Origin of the sequence: Pseudomonas chlororaphis (assembly GCF_001921865.1) — a bacterium.
GTDB classification, from domain to species: domain Bacteria; phylum Pseudomonadota; class Gammaproteobacteria; order Pseudomonadales; family Pseudomonadaceae; genus Aquipseudomonas; species Aquipseudomonas chlororaphis_D.
Map to the genome: position 1 here is coordinate 431,281 of NZ_MSCT01000008.1, position 14,408 is coordinate 445,688.

Sequence of the window (14,408 nt, forward strand, 5' to 3'; positions counted from 1 at the left end):
CGTCAGGTTTAGCGGTTGAAGCGCTCGACCAACGAGTACTGGGTGTTGGCGGTGCGAGTCAGTTCTTCGCTGAGCTGTGCGGAGTTCTGCGCCTGCTCCGAGGTCTGGTCGGCCAGTTGGGCGATGGTGCTGATATTGCGGCTGATCTCTTCGGCCACGGCGCTTTGCTCTTCGGTGGCGGCGGCGATCTGGGTGGTCATGTCGGTGATATTGGCCACCGCTTCGCTGATACCCACCAGCGCCTGGTCGGCTTCCAGCACCCGGGCCACGCCTTCCTCGGCCTGACGGTGCCCGGCGTCCATGGTCTGCACCGCGGTGCTGGCGGTCTGCTGGAGCTTGGCGATCAGGTTATGGATCTGCCCGGTGGATTCGCTGGTGCGTTGCGCCAGCTGGCGCACCTCGTCGGCCACCACGGCGAAGCCGCGGCCCATTTCCCCGGCGCGCGCCGCTTCGATGGCGGCGTTCAACGCCAGCAGGTTGGTCTGGTCGGCGATGCCCTTGATCACATCGACCACGCCGCCGATCTCGTCGCTGTCCTTGGCCAGCTGGGTCACGGTCAGGCCGGTTTCGCCCACCACCACCGACAGGCGCTGGATGGCTTCGCGGGTTTCCCCGGCGATGTCGCGGCCGCGCCCGGTGAGGCGGTTGGCTTCCTGGGTAGCATCGGCCGTGCGCTGTACATGGCTGGCCACTTCCTGGGTGGTGGCGGCCATCTGGTTGACCGCGGTGGCCACCTGCTCGGTTTCCACGCGCTGGCGTTCCAGGCCGCTGGAGCTGTTGTGCGCCAGGGTGTCGGACTGCCGCGCTTGCTCGTTGAGGTGCTCGGCGGTGTCCTGCAGACGGGTCAGGCAGGTTTTCAGGCGGGCTTCCTGGCTGAGGATCGACATCTCCAGGCGCGCCTGGGCGCCGCGGCTGTCGGTGTACATCTGGGCGATCAGCGGGTCGGACGTGGTCTGCTCGGCCAGGCGCAGCAGGCGCTTGAGGCCGCGTTGTTGCCAGCTCAGCCCGAGCAGGCCCAGCGGCACGGAAAGGCCGGCGGCAAGGGCAAAGCCCCAGGAGGAGTTGAGCCAGGCGCCAATCAGGAAACTCAGCTGGCTGACCAGGATGAACGGCAGCCAGTCCTGGAGGATCGGCAACCATTTGTCGCGTTTGGGAATGGCCGACTTGCCCTGGTTGATGCGTTGGTAAAGCGCTTCGGCACGGCGGATCTGCTCGGCGGTGGGCTTGACCCGCACCGACTCGTAGCCGACCACTTGCTGGCCTTCGAAAACCGGTGTCACGTAGGCGTTGACCCAGTAATGGTCACCGGTCTTGCAGCGATTCTTGACAATGCCCATCCATGGCAAGCCTTGTTTCAGGGTGGCCCACATATGCGCGAAGACCGCGGCCGGCACGTCGGGGTGACGGACCAGGTTGTGCGGTGCGCGGACCAGTTCCTCACGAGAAAACCCGCTGATTTCAACGAAGGCATCGTTGCAGTAGGTGATCACGCCTTTGGCATCGGTGGTGGAGATCAACCGTTGCTGAGTCGGAAAGGTACGTTCGCGCTGGGTGACAGGCTGGTTGTTACGCATGGTTTTTCTATCCGCAAGGCTTTGAAGAGATATCGACCGCCTTCGCCAATTATTGAGATTTTTTTCAAGGATTTGAGAAGTGTCTCATTGACAGAGGCTCGATTCTTCAAGAGGTAGAGCTATTGCGAAGCCGAGGGCCATACAGGACAGCCTTCGGCTTCGCTGCCGCCAGAGGCTGGTTTCAACCGGCCAGCATCGGGTAGGTGAACAGACCGAAGTGCAGCAGGTTCAGGCCGAAATGGGTGGCGATGGCCGCGCCCAGGCCGCCGAAGCGATAAGCCAGGCCGTAACCGACGCCGGCGATGCTCGCCAGCAGCCACCACTGCCAGCCGGCGCCCACGTGCACCAGGCCGAACAGCAGGGCCGCGCACATCAGGGCCAGGTTTTCACCGTAGGGCAGGTTCTTGAAGCGACGGCTCAGGCCGCCCTGGATGTAGCCGCGAAACAGCGCTTCCTCGACCAGGGTCACCAGCAGCAGGTTGTTCAGGACCCACAGCCAGGCCTGATCCGGCCATTTCGGCGCCCAGCTGATAACCCCCAGCAACACCGCGCCGCCCAGGGCCGCGAGGGCGGTCAGGGCCAGGGCCAGGACGCTGGTGTAGAGCGACAGGCGCAGGGAGCGCCGGCCGATGATCCAGGGGCAGACCAGCAACAGCCAGAAGCCGATCAGCGGCTTGTCCTGGTTCAGGTACATGGAAAACGGCACGGCGTCGTCAGTGAGGCGTTGGGGGGCGATGGCGCGGCCGTTGTAGAAGCCGGGCAGCCAATGCATAGCCAGGGCCAGGGCCAGGACCACGAACAGGCCATGTCCCAGGTAGCGCGCATAGGGGCTTTTCTGTTGGCGCACGGCGAAGCCCGCGCACAGCAGCAGGGCGACGGAAATCGCCGCCAGCAGGCCGAGCTGGCCATAGCTCAGGGCCAGGGCATAGCCAATGGAGAGAAGTGCCAGGTACATCCATGGCAGAACAGTCATGTGAAATCCTTGTTGCAGAAGAATGGAGTCAGCCGCCCGCGCAACTTGCGTCAGCGGTTACTGGTTAGAACGAGCGGGGGAGCAGTATAACGAGGCTGACGCGATGAATAAGTGAAACAAAAACACCGCCCGAAGGCGGTGTTGGCTGTACAGCCTGGTGTTACGCGGCAATCAGCTGCCGCAGGACGTAGTGCAGGATGCCTCCGGACTTGAAGTATTCCACTTCGTTGAGGGTGTCGATGCGGCACAGCACCTCGACCTTTTCCTGGCGGCCGTCCTCGCGGGTGATCACCAGGGTGAGGTTCATCCGCGGCGTCAGTTCGACGCCGCTCAGGCCCTGGATATCCAGGGTTTCCTTGCCGGTGAGGTTCAGGCTCTTGCGGTTCTGGTCGAGCTTGAACTGCAGCGGCAAGACACCCATGCCCACCAGGTTGGAGCGGTGGATGCGCTCGAAGCTTTCGGCGATCACCGCCTTGACCCCCAGCAAGTTGGTGCCCTTGGCCGCCCAGTCGCGGCTAGAGCCGGTGCCGTATTCCTGGCCGGCGATCACCACCAGCGGCGTGCTCGCCTGTTGGTAACGCATGGCCGCGTCATAGATCGCCAGTTTCTCGCCGGTGGGGATGTAGAGGGTATTGCCGCCTTCCTCGCCGCCGAGCATTTCGTTGCGGATACGGATGTTGGCGAAGGTGCCGCGCATCATCACCTGGTGGTTGCCGCGGCGCGAGCCGTAGGAGTTGAAGTCCCGCGGTTCCACGCCTTGTTCGCGCAGGTAGCGGCCGGCCGGGCTGTCGGCCTTGATGTTGCCGGCCGGGGAGATGTGGTCGGTGGTCACCGAGTCGCCGAGCAGCGCGAGGATTCGCGCGCCGCCGATATCCTCGATCACCGGCAGGGGGCCGGCGATGTCGTCGAAGAACGGCGGGTGCTGGATGTAGGTGGAATCCGCCTGCCACACATAGGTCGCCGCTTGCGGCACTTCGATGGCTTGCCACTGGGCGTCGCCGGCGAACACTTCGGCGTATTCCTTGTGGAACATCCGTGTGTTGACCTGGGCGACGGCCTCGGCGATTTCCCGGCTGCTCGGCCAGATATCGCGCAGGTACACCGGCTTGCCGTCGGCGCCTTCGCCCAACGGGTCGCGGCTGATGTCGATGCGTACGCTGCCGGCCAGGGCATAGGCGACCACCAGCGGCGGCGAGGCCAGCCAGTTGGTTTTCACCAGCGGGTGCACGCGGCCTTCGAAGTTGCGGTTGCCGGACAGCACCGAGGCCACGGTCAGGTCGGCTTGCTGGATGGCTTTCTCGATCGGTTCCGGCAGGGGGCCGGAGTTGCCGATGCAAGTGGTGCAGCCGTAGCCCACCAGGTCGAAACCCAGGGCGTCGAGGTACTGGGTCAGCCCCGCGGCCTGGTAGTAGTCGGTGACCACTTTCGAGCCGGGCGCCAGCGAGCTCTTCACCCAGGGTTTGCGCTTCAGGCCTTTTTCCACGGCCTTTTTCGCCACCAGGCCGGCGGCCATCATCACGCTGGGGTTGGAGGTGTTGGTGCAGGAGGTGATGGCGGCGATCACCACTGCGCCGTTTTTCAGGCGATAGGTCTGGCCGTCGTATTGGTAATCGGCTTCGCCCACCAGGTCGGCATTGCCCACGGCGACACCGCCGCCGCCCTCGCTTTCCAGTCGACCGACTTCCTTGCTGGCGGGTTTGAACTGCAGGTCGAGGAAGTCGCTGAAGGCCTGGGCCACGTTCGGTAGCGCGACCCGGTCTTGCGGGCGCTTCGGACCGGCCAGGCTGGCTTCGACCGTGCTCATGTCCAGCGCCAGGCTGTCGGTGAATACCGGTTCCTTGCCCGGCAGGCGCCACAGGCCCTGGGCCTTGCTATAGGCCTCCACCAGCTTCACCACGGCGTCCGGGCGGCCGGACAGGCGCAGGTAGTCCAGGGTGACGTCGTCCACCGGGAAGAACCCGCAGGTGGCGCCGTATTCCGGGGCCATGTTGGCGATGGTGGCGCGGTCGGCCAACGGCAGGTCGGCCAGGCCGTCGCCATAGAATTCGACGAATTTGCCGACCACGCCTTTCTTGCGCAGCATCTGGGTCACGGTCAGCACCAGGTCGGTGGCAGTGATGCCTTCCCTGAGCTTGCCGGTCAGCTTGAAGCCGATGACTTCCGGAATCAGCATCGACACCGGCTGGCCGAGCATCGCCGCCTCGGCCTCGATGCCGCCGACGCCCCAGCCGAGTACGCCGAGGCCGTTGATCATGGTGGTGTGGGAGTCGGTGCCGACCAGGGTGTCGGGGAAGGCATAGGTGCGGTCGTCCTCGTCCTTGGTCCAGACCGTGCGGCCCAGGTATTCCAGGTTGACCTGGTGGCAGATCCCGGTGCCCGGTGGTACCACGCTGAAGTTGTCGAAAGCGCTCTGGCCCCAGCGCAGGAAGGCATAACGCTCTCCGTTGCGCTGCATCTCGATGTCGACGTTCTGTTCGAAGGCGCTGCTGCTGGCGAACTTGTCGACCATCACCGAGTGGTCGATCACCAGGTCCACCGGCGACAACGGGTTGATGCGCTGTGGGTCGCCGCCGGCCTTGGCCATGGCGGCGCGCATGGCGGCGAGGTCGACCACCGCCGGTACGCCGGTGAAGTCCTGCATCAGTACCCGCGCGGGGCGGTACTGGATCTCACGGTCGGAGCGGCGCTCCTTGAGCCAGGCGGCGAGGGCCTTGAGGTCGGCGACGGTGACGGTTTTCGCGTCCTCCCAGCGCAGCAGGTTTTCCAGCAGGACTTTCAACGACATCGGCAGCTTGTCGAGGTCGCCCAGGCTTCTGGCGGCTTCCGGCAGGCTGAAGTAATGGTAGGTCTTGTCGTCGATGTTCAGGGTTCTAAGGGTGTTCAGGCTATCAAGGGACGGCATTGAATGACTCCTTTGGGTCCGCACGGCTACGGACTTGATGGGACAGACAGAGCTCTTAACCTAGCGCTATTTTCATTAGCTGGCTAATAAGTGGACTTTATCGACAGGTCCAGGGTTCCGAACTCGGCTATCATGCGCCGGTTTTCGTGACAGGCTTTGCGCAGTGTTTTGGGCGGGTTTGCGCATGATTGATTGCCCATGGCCCAGGAGATTCGATGAACACCCTTTTTATGCATTGCCGACCGGGCTTCGAAGGCGAAGTCTGCTCGGAGATCGCCGACCATGCCGCGCACCTGAACGTGGCCGGCTATGCCAAGGCCAAACCGGGCACGGCTTGCGCCGAGTTTGTCTGCAGCGAAGCGGACGGCGCCGAGCGGCTGATGCGCGAGTTGCGTTTCGCCGAGCTGATTTTCCCGCGGCAATGGGCACGCGGCGCTTTCGTCGACTTGCCGGAAACCGATCGCATCAGCGTGATCCTGGCCCAGTTGGCAAGCGTTCCGACCTGCGGCAGCCTGTGGCTGGAAGTGGTGGATACCAACGACGGCAAGGAGTTGTCGAACTTCTGCAAGAAATTCGAAGGGCCGCTGCGCAAGGCGCTGACGGCGGCCGGCAAGTTGGTGGACGACGCGAGCAAGCCGCGCTTGCTGCTGACCTTCAAGAGCGGGCGCGAGGTCTTTGTCGGCCTGGCGGACGCCGGTAACTCGGCCATGTGGCCGATGGGCATTCCGCGCTTGAAATTCCCCCGCGAGGCACCCAGCCGCTCGACCCTGAAACTGGAGGAGGCCTGGCATCATTTCATTCCTCGCGACCAGTGGGACGAGCGCCTGCACGGCGACATGACCGGCGTCGACCTGGGCGCCGCTCCGGGGGGCTGGACCTGGCAACTGGTAAACCGCGGCATGCTGGTCACCGCCATCGACAACGGGCCGATGGCCGAGAGCCTGATGGACACCGGCCTGGTGCAACACCTGATGGCCGACGGTTTCACCTACAAGCCCAAGCAGCCGGTGGACTGGATGGTCTGCGACATCGTCGAGAAGCCGGCGCGCAACGCCGCCTTGCTGGAGACCTGGATCGGCGAGGGCCATTGCCGCGAAGCGGTGGTCAACCTGAAGCTGCCGATGAAGCAGCGTTATGCGGAAGTGAAGCGCCTGCTCGAACGGATCGAGGACGGTTTCAAGGCGCGCGGCATTCGCGTGGCCATTGGCTGCAAGCAGCTGTACCACGACCGCGAAGAAGTGACCTGCCACCTGCGCCGGCTGGACACCAAGAAGCCCAGGGCCTGATACCGCCTGTTCCTGCAGGAGCGCAGCTTGCTCGCGATGAACGATGACGCGGTGTGCCAGGCATTGTGTGTTGCGACTTTCGCGGGCAAGCCTCGCACCTACAGGGCGAGACAATGTGGCAGATGGCATCGATGCTGGCATTGCGCGACAATGCCGGCCAGTTTCAGGAGTGAGTTATGAGCCAAATCATCGATACGCCGGTCGACGGCACGCTGGACGCCACCGGGCTCAATTGCCCGGAGCCGGTCATGATGCTGCATCAGCATATTCGTGATCTGCAGCCCGGCGGCCTGCTCAAGGTGATCGCCACCGATCCCTCGACCCGCCGCGACATCCCCAAGTTCTGCGTGTTCCTCGATCATGAGCTGGTCGCTCAGGAGGAAGAGGCGGGCACCTATCTGTACTGGATTCGCAAGAAGTCCGGTTAAGCCGTCTGGCTGATGCGGATCCGCTTGCGCGCGCTGCGCGCCAGGCGGATCGACAGCATCAGCGCCGCGCAGCTCAGGCCGGCAATCAAGCCTTCCCACAGCCCGCTCGGGCCGCTGGCAGGACCGAACCAGTCGGTCAGCCCCAGCACATAACCCACCGGCAAGCCGATGCCCCAGTAGGCCAGCAGTGTCAGGATCATGGTCACCCGGGTGTCCTGGTAGCCGCGCAGGGCGCCGGCGCAGATCACCTGGATCGCGTCGGAGAACTGGTACAGCGCGGCGTACACGATCAGCATCGCCGCCACCTGGATCACCGTGGCGTCCGGGGTGTAGATCGAGGCGATGGATTCGCGCAGCAGCAGGATCAGGCTGGCGGAAAACAGCGCAAAGGCCAACGCCGCGCCCAGGCCGACGCCGGCGGCGAAACGTGCCTGGTGCGGGTTGCCGGCGCCCAGGGCCTGGCCGACCCGCACCGTGACCGCCATGCCCAGGGAGTAGGGAATCATGAACAGCAGGGAGCTGATGTTCAGGGCGATCTGGTGCCCGGCGACCACCGTGGCGCCGAGGCTGCCGATCAGCAGGGCGATCACTGCGAAGATGCTCGATTCGGCGAACACCGCGATACCGATCGGCAGGCCGACGCCCAGCAGGCGCTTGATCACCGCCCATTGCGGCCAGTCGAAGCGCTTGAACAGCAGGCTGCTCTGGTAGGCCGGGGCCCAGCGGGTCCAGCCCGCCATGGCCAGCATCATCACCCACATCACGATGGCCGTGGCCCAGCCGCAACCGACGCCGCCCATGGCCGGCACGCCGAAATGGCCATAGATGAACACGTAGTTGAGCGGAATATTCAGGGCCAGGCCGAGCAGGCCGATGACCATGCTTGGCCGGGTACGGCCCAGGGCGTCGCTGCAGCAGCGCAGCACGTAATACAGCGCCACGGCAGGCATGCCGCTGGCGATGCCATGCAGGTATTCCATGCACGGACCGATCAGTTCCGGATCGACCTTCATCAGGTGCAGCACCGGTTCGGCGCTGACCAGGATCAGGCTGGCGCTCAGGCCGACCACCAGCGCCAGCCACAGGGCCTGACGCACCAGCGGGCCGATTTCGCCGAAGGTGCCGGCGCCGACCCGCTGGGCGACTTTCGGAGTGGTGGCCAGTAGCGTGCCAGTCATCAGCAGGAATACCGGAATCCAGATCGAGTTGCCCAGTGCTACCGCCGCCAGGTCCCGCGGGCTCACGCGCCCGGCCATCACCGCATCGACGAAACCCATGGCGGTGGTCGCCAACTGCGCGATCATGATCGGCAAGGCCAGGGTCAACAGGCCGCGCAGTTCAAGGCGTATCCGGGCAGGGCGGTTGAGGGGGGCGGCGACGGTATCGGTTACGGAATTCACAGGCGGAGCGTCCACAGGGTTGATGCGCAGGGCGGCGTATTCTACGCCTTGATAAAACGGTCAGGAAAAAACCTCTGTAGTCGATTTGTAAGCACCTGGCGAGTGCCCAGGGACGCAATGCTTGCTGGCTCAACCCGGCCTTCTGCGCCTAAACTGCGGCTCCGCGAAAGGAGCCTGCCATGCTGATTGTTGCCGACGAAAATATCCCCCTGCTCGATGCCTTTTTTGCCGGCTTCGGCGAGATCCGCCGTTTCCCCGGGCGCGCCATCGACCGCGCGGCCATCGAGGGCGCCGATGTGCTGCTGGTACGTTCGGTGACCCAGGTCAGCCGCGCCTTGCTCGAAGGCAGCCAGGTGCGTTTCGTCGGCACTTGCACCATCGGCACCGATCACCTGGATCTTGAGTATTTCCAGGAGGCCGGCATTCGCTGGTCCAGTGCGCCGGGCTGCAATGCGCGCGGGGTGGTCGACTATGTGCTGGGCAGCCTGCTGACCCTGGCGGAAATCGAAGGCGCCGACCTGACCCAGCGTACCTACGGCGTGGTGGGCGCGGGCGAGGTCGGCGGACGATTGATCCAGGTACTGCGCGGCCTGGGCTGGAAGGTCCTGGTCTGCGACCCGCCGCGGCAAGCGGCGGAGGGCGGCGACTATGTCGGCCTGGAACAGGTCCTTTCCGAGTGCGACGTCATCAGCGTGCATACGCCTTTGACTCGCCACGGCGAGCTGCCGACCTGGCACCTCCTGGACCGCGACCGCTTGCAACGGCTGCGCCCCGGTGCCTGGTTGATCAACGCCAGCCGCGGCGCGGTGGTGGACAACGCCGCGCTGCGCGAAGTGCTGCTGGAGCGTGAAGACCTGCAGGCGGTGCTGGATGTCTGGGAGGGTGAGCCGCAGGTCGATGTGGCCCTGGCCGATCTGTGCGTGCTGGCCACGCCGCATATCGCCGGTTACAGCCTCGACGGCCGGCAGCGTGGGACGGCACAGATCTATCAGGCGTTCTGCGAGTTCCTCGGGCAGCCGCAAGCGATCCATCTGCGCGACCTGCTGCCGCGGCCCTGGTTGTCGCAAGTCAACCTCGACGCGGGCAGTGATCCGGCCTGGTCCCTGGCGACGATCTGCCGGGCAGTCTACGACCCGCGGCGCGACGATGCGGATTTCCGGCGCAGCCTGGTGGGCAGCGTGGCCGAGCAGCGCGCGGCGTTCGATGCGTTGCGCAAGGGCTACCCGCCGCGGCGGGAAATCGACGGGCTGGCCGTGCGTATCGACGGAGAAGCACCGGGCTTGCAGCGGATTGTCGCGGCGTTGGGGGCGGTGCCGGTGCGCTGAACGAGGCTGGCGTTTTTGTCGGGCGTGGGGCGGGCATAAAAAACCCGGCATCGGGGCCGGGTCAAGAGGACGTGAGGCTAGGTGTCAATCTTGCGGGGCAGGCTTGACCAGTCGCTTTTCCAGTTCGCGGCAGGCGTTCTGGATCATGTCTTCGGTGATCGGTACTTCGCGGCCCTGGGCGTCGATGATCGCGCATCCCAGGGACTGGTGCGGCTGTGTACGAATCACTTCAATCTTGTCGTTGCTGCTGTTTTGCAAGGACATGGCCTGTCTCCTCATCAGGTTGTGCGCTTACTTTAAGACCGCCAGGTGACCGCGCTGTGACAACTCCCTGCGAGGCTCTCCCGTGGCGCTTTCTGTTTCTGAACCTTCAGTCCAACAGAAATACCCATGGACTTCCACCCGGACCTTAGACCGATAGCATCTAGGCTCTAGTGTCGACGGACATAATTAACCTGACTCATTGTGATTCAGCTTGGTTCAAGGAAAATCGGCTTCCAGAAACATCGGATTCGACACATTCTGCTCCGACCTCTTCGCTGCCGAACTGGCGGCGCAGGGTTCGGCGTAGTGCTCAGGTACGCTTGCGGATGAACTTCATGCTCTCTTCGCGTCAACGCCGGGCGATTCGCCTGGCCAGCCGTTTCATTGCGCCGTATCGCTGGCAGGCCCTGGGGGCCTTGCTGGCATTGGTGGTGACCGCGGGCATTACCCTGTCCATGGGGCAGGGCATCCGCCTGCTGGTGGACCGCGGGTTCATGACCGGCTCGCCGGATCTGCTCAACCAGTCCATCGGCCTGTTCCTGCTGTTGGTGCTGGGGCTGGCGGTGGGCACGTTCGTGCGTTTCTACCTGGTGTCGTGGATCGGCGAGCGTTGCGTCGCGGACATCCGCCGCGAGGTGTTCAATCACTTGGTCTACCTGCATCCGGGCTTCTATGAGAACAACCGCAGTTCGGAGATCCAGTCGCGGCTGACCGCCGATACCACCTTGTTGCAGTCGGTGATTGGCTCTTCCCTTTCGCTGTTTCTGCGCAACGCGTTGATGGTGGTCGGCGGCATCGTGTTGCTGTTTATCACCAACCCCAAGCTCACCAGTATCGTGGTGATCGCCCTGCCACTGGTGTTGGCGCCGATCCTGATTTTCGGCCGCCGGGTACGCAGCCTGTCGCGCCTGAGCCAGGACCGGATCGCCGATGTCGGCAGCTATGTGGCGGAAACCCTGGGCCAGATCAAGACGGTCCAGGCCTATAACCACCAGGCGCAGGACGAGCAGCGTTTTGCCCTGACGGTGGAGGAGGCGTTCAATACTGCGCGCCGGCGGATCGTCCAGCGCGCTTGGCTGATTACCCTGGTGATCGTGCTGGTGCTGGGGGCGGTCGGGGTCATGCTCTGGGTCGGCGGCATGGATGTGATTGCCGGGCGCATTTCCAGCGGCGAGTTGGCGGCCTTTGTCTTCTACAGCCTGATCGTCGGCAGTGCCTTCGGCACCTTGAGCGAGGTGATCGGCGAGTTGCAGCGGGCCGCGGGAGCGGCGGAGCGAATTGCCGAGTTGCTGCGTGCGCAGAGCCTGATCCAGGCGCCCAGCGCCGACCTGGCCTCCTTGCCCGAGCGGGTGCGGGGCGAGCTGGCGCTGGAGAACCTGCGTTTCTCCTATCCGTCGCGTCCGGATCGTTATGCCGTCGATGGCGTGAGCCTGAACATTCGAGAGGGTGAAACCCTGGCGCTGGTCGGTCCCTCGGGGGCAGGCAAGTCGACTCTCTATGACCTGTTGTTGCGTTTCTACGACCCGGAGCAGGGACGCATCCTGCTCGACGGCGTGCCCCTGACCCTGCTCGATCCACAGGACGTGCGGCGCTGTTTTGCCCTGGTGTCGCAAAATCCGGCGCTGTTCTTCGGCAGCATCGAGGAGAACATCCGTTATGGCCGGCCCTCGGCCACCCCGGAGCAGGTCAGGGAGGCGGCCAGGATCGCCTACGCCCACGACTTCATCGAGAGCATGCCGGAGGGTTACCAGACCCACCTCGGCGATGGCGGGATGGGGCTTTCCGGCGGCCAGCGCCAACGCCTGGCCATTGCCCGGGCGCTGCTGGTGGATGCGCCGATCCTGTTGCTGGACGAAGCCACCAGCGCCCTGGATGCCCAGAGCGAACACCTGATCCAGCAAGCCTTGCCGAGCCTGATGAAAAACCGCACCACCCTGGTGATCGCCCATCGCCTGGCCACGGTGAAAAACGCTGACCGGATTGCGGTGATGGACCAGGGCAAGCTGGTGGCGGTGGGCACTCATCAAGAGTTGATCGCCGGCAATCCGCTGTATGCACGTCTGGCGGCCTTGCAATTCAGCGACCGGTAGGCGCCAGCTTGCCGGAAACAAAAATGCCCGCAGTGATGCGGGCATTTTTTTGAGGCGCTAGCGCTTACTGGTCGTCGAAATACCGTTCATGCCAATCCACCAACGGCTGCGGCGAGTTGAGCTTCTGGCCGTAGATCACCGAATACGACAGCACGTTCTGCACGTACTGGCGGGTTTCGTCGAACGGGATACTTTCCACCCAGACATCGAAACTCAGGTGGTCGGCGCCCCGCAGCCATTGGCGCACGCGGCCGGGGCCGGCGTTGTAGGCGGCGGAAGCGAGCACCCGGTTACCGTTGAACTGGCTGTGCACCTGGCTCAGGTAGGCGGCACCGAGCTGGATGTTCTTGTCCGGGTCCAGCACTTGCTGCGGCGAGGCCAGCGGGATGCTGAACTTGCGCGCGGTTTCCTTGGCGGTGCCAGGCATCAACTGCATCAGGCCGGCGGCGCCGACGCCCGAACGGGCGTCGTCCATGAACGCGCTTTCCTGGCGGGTGATCGCGAATACCCAGCTCGAATGCAGGCCGCGGACCTTGGCTTCGCGCACCAGGGTGTCGCGGTGGGCCATCGGGAAACGAATGTCCAGGTCGTCCCAGTATTTGGCCTGGCTGATGGTGCGGATCGCCGGGAAGTACCATTTCAGGTCATAGGCCAGCTTGGCCTGGGCGACCATTTCGTCGCGGTTGAAATGCCGGCTGACGTGGTACCACTCGCGACGGCCGTCGACGATCTGGCCGCGGGCGTGGAACTCCAGGGCGCGTCGTACTCCCGGGGTATTACGCACCTTGTTGATTACCTGCTGGCTGAGCATCAGCGGCTTGTTGTTCAACTGATACGGCAGTTGGGTGCGGTCGGCGGCGAGGAAACCGTAGAAGTCGCGCTCGTTGGCCAGGCTTTTATAGAGGGTCTGGGCTTGCGGGTTCTGCGGCTCGGCCAGTTCCAGGCTGCGTGCCTGCCAGTAGCGCCAGCGGTTGCTGGTCGCCAGGTCCTGGGGCAGCTTGCGGGTCAGTTGGTAGGCGTCTTCCCAGCGTGCCAGGCGCAACAGCAGGCGCAGGCGCCATTCGGAAACGGTGTTGTCGCGTAGCTCGGGATCGTACTTGGTCATCACGTCCAGGCCGCGGCTGTCGAAACGCCGCGCCAGGGTCAGGCCAATTTCTCGGGCAATGGCCACTTTTTCGTCACGGGAGAAGTGCATGCTGCTGGCGTAACCGTCGAGCAGGGCCATGGCCTTGTCCGGATCCTGGCGAGCCAGGCGGCGCAGGCCCAGGCCGACCACGTCGGACATGGCCTCGTTGGCTGGCGTGAAACGTGACGGTTGGCCCAGCAGCTCGGGTTTCTGGGCGACGTCCACCAGCAACCGACCCTGGGGGGCGAGGGTGGTCATGCCTTTGACCAGGCTGTTGGCCAGCGGATAGTTGCGGGCTTCGGCGGCCAGTTTGGCGCGCTGCCAGCGTTTCTGTTCGGTCAACTGGCCTTCAGCGGCCCATTGCCCGAACAGCGCGTCGCAGGTGGCGGGCAGGGATTTGCCGCTTAGCCAGAGCTTGTCGGTAGCGGCGTAACCTTCGGCCTTGAGGTTGTGACCCAACTGGTACTGCGCGTTCAGGCAGTCCAGTTCGGTGAAGTTGAGTTTTGGATCGTAATACTTGACGAAGGTGGCCCAGTCGCCGCGTTCGGCCAGCCAGCGCAACCAGCGCAGTTTCATCCAGTTGGCCTGGGGCAGGTCGCCGTGTTCGCCGAGGAATTTTTCGATCTCGGCGTTGCTGGCGGTCTTCAGCCGGGCGGTCAGTTCGTCGTAGGCCAGGTAGGGCTCGAGCGGGTAGTCGGCCAGGACCTGGCTGTAGCGGAAATATGGGCCGGAATCGCCCTTGGCCAAGGCACGTTTGGCCTCATCGTAATATTGGCGCTGGAGAGAGAGGTCCGCGGCCTGAGCGGTGTGCACGGCAGAGGCAGAAAGAAGCAGGCAGGAAAACAGGCTGAAAAGGCGACTGCGCATGAGACATCCGTGCAGAGAAATCATGACAAGTGCGGGCCATGCCGACACTGATTATTCCCTAGCTTAGCCTTTTGCCAGCAACGGGTGAAAGCTTTGCCGGTCTCTCGCTACAAGTTCGCGGCAAATGTTATTCAGGGTGCTTCTGCGGCGAAAATGCCAGCCTTCTAAGGCCT

The 14,408-nt window shown here is 64.1% G+C and carries 10 protein-coding genes; 4 read left to right on the top strand and 6 right to left on the bottom strand.

Going from position 1 to position 14,408, the window contains the following annotated elements; genetic code table 11:
- Nucleotides 1-8: 8 nt before the first annotated feature.
- The 3 genes from BTN82_RS09205 to acnA form a co-directional block, all read right to left on the bottom strand.
- A complete protein-coding gene (locus BTN82_RS09205) occupies nucleotides 9-1,574 on the bottom strand; it encodes a methyl-accepting chemotaxis protein (protein WP_075118824.1) in 1,566 nt (521 codons plus the stop codon).
- Nucleotides 1,575-1,755: 181 nt separating this feature from the next.
- Nucleotides 1,756-2,547, bottom strand: a complete 792-nt coding sequence (locus BTN82_RS09210; RefSeq protein WP_075118825.1) for a CPBP family intramembrane glutamic endopeptidase — start codon at nucleotides 2,545-2,547, stop codon at nucleotides 1,756-1,758.
- 160 nt (nucleotides 2,548-2,707) lie between these two features.
- The gene (acnA, locus tag BTN82_RS09215; protein WP_075118826.1) at nucleotides 2,708-5,449 is read right to left on the bottom strand and encodes an aconitate hydratase AcnA; all 2,742 of its coding nucleotides are present in this window, start codon (nucleotides 5,447-5,449) and stop codon (nucleotides 2,708-2,710) included.
- A gap of 215 nt (nucleotides 5,450-5,664) precedes the next feature.
- Here acnA and rlmM point away from each other — a divergent pair, with 215 nt between their 5' ends.
- Nucleotides 5,665-6,735, top strand: a complete 1,071-nt coding sequence (gene rlmM / locus BTN82_RS09220) for a 23S rRNA (cytidine(2498)-2'-O)-methyltransferase RlmM (protein WP_075118827.1) — start codon at nucleotides 5,665-5,667, stop codon at nucleotides 6,733-6,735.
- 176 nt (nucleotides 6,736-6,911) lie between these two features.
- Nucleotides 6,912-7,163 (top strand): sulfurtransferase TusA, encoded by a 252-nt coding sequence (tusA, locus tag BTN82_RS09225; RefSeq protein WP_075118828.1) that lies wholly within the window; start codon nucleotides 6,912-6,914, stop codon nucleotides 7,161-7,163.
- Here the strand turns inward: tusA and BTN82_RS09230 are convergent.
- Nucleotides 7,160-8,563, bottom strand: coding sequence for an MATE family efflux transporter (locus BTN82_RS09230; RefSeq protein ID WP_075118829.1), 1,404 nt, complete (start codon nucleotides 8,561-8,563; stop codon nucleotides 7,160-7,162). The genes tusA and BTN82_RS09230 overlap by 4 nt on opposite strands.
- Before the next feature lie 179 nt (nucleotides 8,564-8,742).
- On the opposite strand from BTN82_RS09230, the gene pdxB reads away from it, so the two are divergent.
- A complete protein-coding gene (gene pdxB, locus BTN82_RS09235) occupies nucleotides 8,743-9,888 on the top strand; it encodes a 4-phosphoerythronate dehydrogenase PdxB (protein ID WP_075118830.1) in 1,146 nt (381 codons plus the stop codon).
- A gap of 84 nt (nucleotides 9,889-9,972) precedes the next feature.
- Here the strand turns inward: pdxB and BTN82_RS09240 are convergent, their stop codons facing one another.
- Nucleotides 9,973-10,152 carry a PA1571 family protein gene (locus BTN82_RS09240; RefSeq protein WP_075118831.1) on the bottom strand — a complete coding sequence of 60 codons (180 nt, stop codon included), beginning with the start codon at nucleotides 10,150-10,152 and terminating at the stop codon, nucleotides 9,973-9,975.
- Between the two features lie 326 nt (nucleotides 10,153-10,478).
- On the opposite strand from BTN82_RS09240, the gene BTN82_RS09245 reads away from it, so the two are divergent.
- A complete protein-coding gene (locus BTN82_RS09245) occupies nucleotides 10,479-12,242 on the top strand; it encodes an ABC transporter transmembrane domain-containing protein (protein WP_186828371.1) in 1,764 nt (587 codons plus the stop codon).
- Between the two features lie 64 nt (nucleotides 12,243-12,306).
- Here BTN82_RS09245 and BTN82_RS09250 read toward each other — a convergent pair whose 3' ends face one another.
- Nucleotides 12,307-14,235, bottom strand: coding sequence for a transglycosylase SLT domain-containing protein (locus tag BTN82_RS09250; protein WP_075118832.1), 1,929 nt, complete (start codon nucleotides 14,233-14,235; stop codon nucleotides 12,307-12,309).
- Between the last annotated feature and the right edge of the window lie 173 nt (nucleotides 14,236-14,408).